This window comes from Pseudomonas sp. PA-4-8C, assembly GCF_021606625.1.
In the GTDB taxonomy this organism is placed as follows: domain Bacteria; phylum Pseudomonadota; class Gammaproteobacteria; order Pseudomonadales; family Pseudomonadaceae; genus Aquipseudomonas; species Aquipseudomonas lactis.
This window is the reverse complement of the sequence record NZ_WKCD01000268.1, coordinates 1-7,590: the sequence shown is the minus strand read 5'-3', so window position 1 is coordinate 7,590 and position 7,590 is coordinate 1. Positions and strand designations below refer to the sequence as shown.

The 7,590-nt window shown below is 61.1% G+C and carries 8 protein-coding genes and 2 pseudogenes; 5 read left to right on the top strand and 5 right to left on the bottom strand.

Annotation, left to right across the window (positions count from 1 at the left end):
• From GIW04_RS25340 to GIW04_RS25325, 4 genes are all read right to left on the bottom strand, one after another.
• Positions 1-860 (bottom strand): ABC transporter substrate-binding protein (locus tag GIW04_RS25340; RefSeq protein ID WP_236479306.1); only part of this gene is annotated, 860 nt, incomplete at its 3' end.
• Positions 847-1,650, bottom strand: coding sequence for an ABC transporter ATP-binding protein (locus GIW04_RS25335; protein ID WP_003191574.1), 804 nt, complete (start codon positions 1,648-1,650; stop codon positions 847-849). The genes GIW04_RS25340 and GIW04_RS25335, both read right to left, overlap by 14 nt.
• Positions 1,647-2,708 carry an acyl-CoA dehydrogenase family protein gene (locus GIW04_RS25330; protein ID WP_003191576.1) on the bottom strand — a complete coding sequence of 354 codons (1,062 nt, stop codon included), beginning with the start codon at positions 2,706-2,708 and terminating at the stop codon, positions 1,647-1,649. The genes GIW04_RS25335 and GIW04_RS25330 overlap by 4 nt, the downstream gene beginning before the upstream one ends.
• Before the next feature lie 39 nt (positions 2,709-2,747).
• Positions 2,748-3,308 (bottom strand): carboxymuconolactone decarboxylase family protein, encoded by a 561-nt coding sequence (locus tag GIW04_RS25325; RefSeq protein WP_003191578.1) that lies wholly within the window; start codon positions 3,306-3,308, stop codon positions 2,748-2,750.
• Between the two features lie 103 nt (positions 3,309-3,411).
• Here GIW04_RS25325 and GIW04_RS25320 point away from each other — a divergent pair, with 103 nt between their 5' ends.
• Positions 3,412-4,317 (top strand): AraC family transcriptional regulator, encoded by a 906-nt coding sequence (locus tag GIW04_RS25320; protein ID WP_120248104.1) that lies wholly within the window; start codon positions 3,412-3,414, stop codon positions 4,315-4,317.
• Here GIW04_RS25320 and GIW04_RS25315 read toward each other — a convergent pair.
• Positions 4,314-5,225 carry a LysR family transcriptional regulator gene (locus GIW04_RS25315; protein WP_120248105.1) on the bottom strand — a complete coding sequence of 304 codons (912 nt, stop codon included), beginning with the start codon at positions 5,223-5,225 and terminating at the stop codon, positions 4,314-4,316. The two genes, GIW04_RS25320 and GIW04_RS25315, sit on opposite strands and share 4 nt — an antisense overlap.
• Before the next feature lie 116 nt (positions 5,226-5,341).
• Between GIW04_RS25315 and GIW04_RS25310 the strand changes: the two are divergent.
• From GIW04_RS25310 to GIW04_RS25295, 4 genes and pseudogenes are all read left to right on the top strand, one after another.
• Positions 5,342-6,337, top strand: a pseudogene (locus GIW04_RS25310) (aldo/keto reductase).
• A 133-nt stretch (positions 6,338-6,470) separates the two neighbouring features.
• On the top strand, positions 6,471-6,929 hold the full coding sequence (locus GIW04_RS25305) for an SRPBCC family protein (protein ID WP_003191583.1): 459 nt from the start codon (positions 6,471-6,473) through the stop codon (positions 6,927-6,929).
• Positions 6,930-7,022: 93 nt separating this feature from the next.
• A complete protein-coding gene (locus GIW04_RS25300; RefSeq protein WP_034135732.1) occupies positions 7,023-7,469 on the top strand; it encodes a DUF411 domain-containing protein in 447 nt (148 codons plus the stop codon).
• Positions 7,470-7,472: 3 nt separating this feature from the next.
• Positions 7,473-7,590: pseudogene (locus GIW04_RS25295) on the top strand (DedA family protein); the annotation flags it as partial.

The window sequence follows — 7,590 nt, the reverse complement described above, 5'->3', positions numbered from 1 at the left end:
GTGTAGCGGTTCGGGCCATCCTTGGACAGCAGCTTTACCGCCTCTTCGCGGTTGTCGCGGGTCCACACCTGGGCCTTGACGATGGCGTTCACGACCTTTTGCGACCACTGCGGACGGTTGATCAGGTCGTGTTCGTGCATGAACACCACGCAGCAGGCATGGTTGCGCCACACGTCGCCGGTAAAGCGCTGCACGCGACCGACCTTGAGGTTTTCTGCCAAGGCGTTGAACGGTTCGGCGACGATGTAGCCGTCGATGCGTTTGCTGGCCAGGGCCGGAGGCATGTCCGAGGGCGGCAACACGATCAGGTTGACCTCATTGGCGGCAATCGAACTGCCGGTGGCACGGGTGACAGGCGTGAGGCCGTTGTCACGAAACAGTTGCTGCACCACCACGTTATGGATCGAGTACCAGAACGGAATCGCCACTGACTTGCCGCCCAGTTGCTTCACGTCGGTAATGCCTGGGGATACGGTCAAGCCCGAACCGCCCACATGGTTCCACGCCACGACTTTAGCCGGCACCTTACTGCCGTAGCGCGCCCATACGGTCATGGGTGACAGCAGGTGTATCACGTTGACCTGGCCGGAGATAAACGCCTCGATCACCTGGGCCCAGCTGCGCAACAACACCGGGCGCTCGGCCTTGATGCCTTCGGCTTCGAACAGGCCGTTGTTGTGGGCCACCAGCAGTGGCGTGGCGTCAGTGATAGGCAAATAGCCGATGCGTACCGGCGCATCGGGCTCGTTGGCGGCACGGGCTTGCAGGCTGCTCAACAACGGCAAGGCGCCGGCGGCACTGAGCACCGCCGACAGCTTGAGAAAGTCACGGCGCGAGTGGGTCAAGTCATCCAGACACATAGTTAATCTCCTGTTGTTCAAGGGGGTTGGGTTGAGGGCGGCTCGCCTGCCGTAAGGTTTTCAGAATATCGATACGCAGTGCGCCGATGGCCTCGACCTGTTCTTCCCGAGGGTGTGGCAAGTCGATAACCCACTCACCCAACGTCCGCGCCGGGCGGTTACCCAGTAGCAGGATGCGGTCCGACAATAACAGCGCTTCGTCGATGTCGTGGGTGATCAATACGGCCGCCGAGCCTTGCTCACGATTGACCTTGAGCAACAGGTGCTGCATATCGGCGCGAGTCACTTCATCCAGCGCGCCGAAGGGTTCGTCGAGCAGCAACACTTGCGGCTGACGCGCCAGGCAGCGAGCCAATGCCGTGCGCTGGGCCATACCACCGGACAATTGCGCCGGGAACTGCTGGCGCGCAGGTTCCAGCCCTACCGCCGCAATGGCGTGGTCGACACGCCGGCGGCGCTCTTCAACACTCAAGTGCGGTTGGCGGGCGAAATCCAGGCCGAAGGCAACGTTCTTTTCCAGGGTCAGCCAAGGCAGCAGGCTCGGGTCTTGAAAGGCCACCACCACGCGCGGATGCGGGCCGCTCAATGGTTCGCCCAACACCTGCACGCGGCCAGCCTGAGGTGCCTGCAAGCCGGCCAGCACCCGCAGCAGGCTGGATTTGCCCACGCCGCTGGGGCCCAGGATCGACACCACTTCACCCGGTTGCAAGTGCAAGTCGAAGCCTTGCAGCACCGGCCCGCTGCCATACCCCAGGCAAATACCCTGGGCCGTCAATACCGGCTGGCTCATAGATTGGCCTGGCGATGCAGCTCGGTACGCAGTTGCACCAGGCTGGGTGTTACGATCGGCACAAAGGCCGACTCGCGCCAGCGCCGGGCAAAGCCGCTGCCATGGGCGGTCAAATAGGCCTTGCCACCGCTGGCTTGCAGTTCAAGCTGCACGGCGCTGGCGGCGGTTTCAGCCAAGGCGATGCGCAGCTTGAACAGCGGTATGGGCTCGGCGGTAAAACGCCCGGCCAACAGCCCGTTTTTAAGCTCGCTGACCAGATGATCCAGGGTCACGCGCAAGGCTTCCAACTCTTCGCGCAGCACAGTGCGACTGGCACCCAAATGGTGAGCCACTTCGGCTAGCGAACGCCGGGCCAAGCCAATCGACATGCCGCACTGCAAGCCCAGGAACGCCGGGCGTACCGCCGGTAAAAACTTGCGCGCATCCTCGTGCAGCAACCACTCGCGACTCAGCTCCACGCCTTCCAGGCCAAGCGCTGCGGTGTTGCTCGATTGCAGCCCGAGCAGCTCCAGGTCGCGTGAACGCTGTAACCCGGCCACCGAATCCGGAATCGCCAGGATAAACGGCGCGCCGCCGCCCGCATGCTCGATGGCCGCTGCAGCGACAAAGCCATTCTTGCGCAAGTTGGTCACCCAATGCAGGCGACCGTTGAGTGTCCAACCGTGGTCGTTGGGCTCGGCGCTGATCTGCAACGTCTCGATACCCGACAGAAACTTCATCGCATTCGACAGCCCGGTGGCGCCGGCCAACTTGCCGCTGAGCAGGTCTGGCATCAGTTGCTCGCGCAGGCGCTGATTGGGGCTCTGCAGCAAGTACTCGATAAACGAGCGCTGGCCCCAGCACACAAACGCCGCCGCCAGGGAATGGCTGGCCACATTGGCGATGGCCTCGACCGCCCCCGCCACATCACCCCCCAGGCCGCCCAATTGAGTGGGCACACCGATTTTCAGAATATTGGCTTCTGCCAGCCGCGGCAGCACTTCCTGTGGATCGCAACTGCCCACGTCCAGGGCCTGCGCTTGAACATCGAGCCAACGGCTCAAGATTGGGTCAAGCATTCATGTCTCTCCTTTTACAGCAGGTGGGCCAACGCCGAATCAGTTGTCCGGTTTTTCCCAACGGTATTGCGCCAGTTCCGGGTTCAGCGGGGTGCGGGCAAACACGTTAGCGAAGTTGCACAGGGTTGCCAGGCTGACACCCAGGATGACTTCCAGCGCGTGGCCGTCGGTGTAGCCGGCAGCGCGGAATGCCTCAAAGCCCGCGTCACTCACATCCCCACGGGTGGCAATCACTTCACGGGTAAAGGCAGCGAGTGTCTCATAGCGCGCGTCGGGCAACTCACCGCGGCGGCGCAAGGCCTCGATCACCTCCTCTGGCAACTTGGCTTTATTGCGGGCAACCGCCGTGTGGCCAGCGACACAGAAATCACACCCGTGGCTGGTGGCGGCAATCAATTGCACCACTTCGCGGTCGGCCAGGCTCAGTTCTGCCTTGGCATTCAAGCCGGACACGGTGATGTAGGTTTCCAGCGCGGCGGGTGCGTTGGCCAGTACCCCCAGCAGGTTAGGAATAAAACCCGAGCCTTTGAGCGCGTTTTCCAGGAAGGGTTTGGCCGCTTGCGGGGCGGTTTCAGGCGTGAGCAACGGTACACGGGACATGGAGTGGTCTCCTGTTGGGTTTGAATGCCCCAGTCTGTTGGTTCTAAAAAAAGCGCTCAATAGGCTAAAGTAGCGATTACTTGCTCTTGAGTCTTTCCATTAGATGAATTCGTCCGATGTTCTTGTCGATTGGTTATTAGATAGCCTCGAACTCAACACCAGTTTGTTTCACGTCGGCCGCTATTGCGGTGACTGGCACGCGAGCACCCATGGCCTGGCACAGGCGAGCTTCCACTTGATCGTGCAGGGCGAATGCTGGCTGCATATCGACGGCGATCCAACGCCCCAACACCTGAATAATGGTGACGCGGTGTTTCTGCTGCGTGATTTTGCCTTTCGGCTGTCCGGGCACGCCACGGCGGCAGGCGCCCAAGAGTGCCCACGCCGGCAGATGCTGCCCCTCGACAGCACGGCCACGGACGGTGTGGGATTAGTCTGCGGTTTCTTTCACTTCCAATCCGGCTTGTCGACGCTGATTGTCGACACCCTGCCCAGCTGGATCATCCTGCGCGCTGGCGACCCGTCGCTTGCGGCTGCACGCAATCTTTTCGAGTTGATCCTGCAAGAATGCGCACGTACGCCAGCGCCCTCTTCCGCGCTGCTTGAACGCCTTTGCCACCTGTTGTTCCTATACGTGTTGCGCCAGCAAGTGATCGACAACACCGAGCTTGGCGGCCTGGCCGCATTGGGTCGGGCACCGGCGTTCGCGCCTTTGCTGGAGCAATTGATCGCACACCCGGCCGAGCCCTGGAGCCTGGAAAGCATGGCGGCCTGTACCGGGCTGTCGCGCTCGGCATTTTTTAAACGGTTCAGTGAATTGTGCGGGCAGTCACCTGGGCAAGTGCTGCTGATGATCCGTATGCGTCACGCCTGTGAACTGCTCAAGGCGGACCAGACCGTGGCCGAGGTGTCCCTCGCAGCCGGGTATCAATCGGTGGCGGCGTTTACCCGAGCCTTCCACAAGGTCACCGGGCAACAGCCAGGGGCCTATCGCAGGGCGCAAGCCTAGCGTTGTAAACCCGTGCCGGGCCGCGCGCATAATTGCACCAGCCAATCGACGAACACCCGCACCCGCTGCGACAACTGCCGATGGGGTGGGTATAACGCGGTCAGCGCCATTTCCGGCACTGCCACATCGGCCAGTACCTGCACTAACGTGCCCTCGGCCAGTTGACGCAGGGCGTGATATCGAGGCGCCTGGATCAGCCCATATCCGGCTTCGCACGCAGCGAAGTAACCGGCGGAACTGTTCACGGCAACCACCTTCGACAGGTTGACCGGGCGCAACTCGCTGCCCAGCACAAATTCCAGGCCAAACCGTTTGCCGCTGGCACTGGAAATGTACTCGACCATTTGGTGACCAGCCAGCTGTTCCAGGCTGCTGGGCGTGCCCATGCGTTCAAGGTACGCGGGGCTGGCCAGCGTCAGTTGTTCCATCATTGCCAAGGGTCGTGCCACCAGCGATTCATCCAAAGCCGCGCCCCCGCGCAACACACAATCGACGCCTTCGCGGATCAAATCCACCGGGCGGTCGTTGAGGCCGATCTCCAACTCGATCTGTGGGTACAGGGCGGTGAACGTTGGCAAGGCCGGAATTACAATCAAGCTGCCAATGCCTGAGGGCATATCGATGCTCAACGTGCCCCGAGGGTTCTGGCGCCGCGTGGAAAACACTGCCTCGGTTTCCTCCAGGTCGGCCAGTAATTGCACACAACGCTGGTAGTACGCCGCGCCATCCAGCGTCAGGCTGACGTGGCGTGTGGTGCGCTGCAACAGTTGCACGCCGAGATGGGCCTCCAGTTGCTTGATCAGGATCGTCACTGAGGCGCGTGGCAATTGCAGGCTGTCGGCGGCCTTGGCAAACCCGCCCAGTTCGACAATCCGAGTGAACACGCGCATGGCGTTAAAACGATCCAAAAGGATGCTCCTGTGAAGATTGTTTAGATATCGCGAACAGTGATAGCACTTTTAGCTGGTTTATCTGCATTTTTTTCAAGGGTAACAATGGAAGCCACATCACAAGGAGCACCGCTATGCACACTCGACAATTAGGTAAAAACGGCCCGTATGTGTCTGCCATTGGCCTTGGCTGCATGGGCATGACCGATTTCTACACCCCCGGCACCGATACCACGGAAGCCACCGCAACCTTGCACCGCGCCCTGGAACTGGGCGTCAACTTTCTTGATACCGCTGACATGTACGGCCCGCACACCAATGAGCAATAGATCGGCAAGGCCATTGCCGGCAAGCGCGACCAGGTCTTCCTGGCCAGCAAGTTCGGTATCGTGCGCGACCCTGCCAATCCGGTGGTGCGTGGTGTAAATGGCCGGCCCGACTATATCCGCAACGCCATCGACGGCACCTTGCAACGCCTGGGGGTGGACACGCTGGACCTGTACTACCAGCACCGTATCGACCCCGACGTAGCCATCGAAGAAACCGTCGGCGCCATGGCCGACCTGGTGAAACAGGGCAAGGTGCGCTATCTGGGCCTGAGCGAGGCATCCGCCGCTACCCTGGAGCGTGCGCATAAGGTCCATCCCATCAGCGCCCTGCAAAGTGAATATTCGCTGTGGAGCCGTGACCAGCAAGACAACGGCTGCCTCGCTGCCTGCCAGCGCCTGGGCATCGCGTTTGTGCCGTACAGCCCGTTGGGCCGAGGTTTTCTAACCGGCGCCTTGAAAAGCCCGGATGATTTCGGCGCCGATGATTACCGGCGCTTCAGCCCGCGCTTTCAGGGTGAGAACTTTACGAAAAACCTGCAGCTGGTAGAACAGGTCAAGACCCTGGCGGCAGCCAAAGGTGTCACGGCCGGGCAACTGGCGCTGGCCTGGGTATTGGCCCAGGGCGATTACATCATCCCGATTCCGGGCACCAAGCGCCGCACCTATCTGCAAGAGAACGTGGAGGCGGTGTCGATTTCCCTCAGTGCTGACGAACTGGCCGCGCTGGATGCGATCTTCCCTGCCGATGCAGCCGCAGGCCTGCGCTACCCCAAGGAAGTGCTGGCCATGCTGGATATCTAGCTCCGGCTGGCCCCCCTCGTCCGGGCCGTTCTCAGAGGGATTGATGAACGGCCTGCCGACTCCCGTGCAAAGCGCGGGAGTCCGGCTACGCTCACAGCTCCTAGTGTAAAAACCGCCACACAGGAGGTGTGTCATGCACGCGACTGAGCATTCGGTCCGCTTGGAGCAGATCAGTCAGGAGCGCTTCATCCAGGCGCCGATCGACGCGGTTTACGACTATGTCACCCAACCCGACCGCTGGCACGAGTGGCACCCCACCTCCCTCAGCGCCGACACCGGCACCACCGGCTCATTACCGGTCGGCACGCGCTTTACCGAAATCATCGACCTGCTGGGCATACGCGTCCCCATGAGTTACCGCGTACAAATCGCCCGCCGCTCCAGCGAGTTCAAGACCGTCTTCACCTCCCTGGCGGTTGATGGCTCGATTCATTACTACTTGCGCGCTCATCAGGGCGGCACGCTGTTCACGCGGGTGCTGACTTATGAGACTGAACTGCAACTGGCGTCTTTGCATGAACGCATGGTCGCGTTGTCGTCAATTGCGCTGGACCGGCTCAAACAGCGGCTGGAAAACCAGGGCTTCGTATAATTTAGAAACATTACAACGACGTCACATTGCAAACATGCCCGCAAAAGCAGGGAGAATGCCCGGCTTATTGCCGCGCCTTCAGTGAGACACACGATGAAAACCCCATTGCGACTGGCCCTGCTCAGTGCCCTGTTCACCACCACCCTGGCCCAGGCCGCCGAACTGATCCCCATCGACGTACACCGCGACGCCAACTGTGGCTGCTGTAAAAAGTGGATCAGCCATTTGGAAAGCAACGGATTCAAGGTCAGCGACCACGTTGAAGCCGACATGAGCGCGGTGAAACAACGCCTGGGCGTCGCGCCACGCCTTGGCTCCTGCCACACCGCCGTCATCGACGGCAAATTCGTAGAAGGCCACGTGCCTGCCGAACAAGTCCTGGCTCTGCGCAAGCGCAACGACCTGCTGGGCCTTGCCGCACCGGGTATGCCCTTGGGTTCGCCAGGCATGGAAATGGACGGACGCAGCGAGGCCTATCAGGTCATTGGCCTGACCCGAGAGGGCAAAGACGTGGTGGTAGCGGACTACCCGGCTCACTGACCGGTGTTGATGGGTTACCTGGGGCTGTTCGCCGCGGCATTTGGCGCCGCGACGTTATTGCCCCTGCAATCGGAAGCCGTGTTGGTCGGCCTGCTGCTCAGCGGGCATTACAACCTATGGC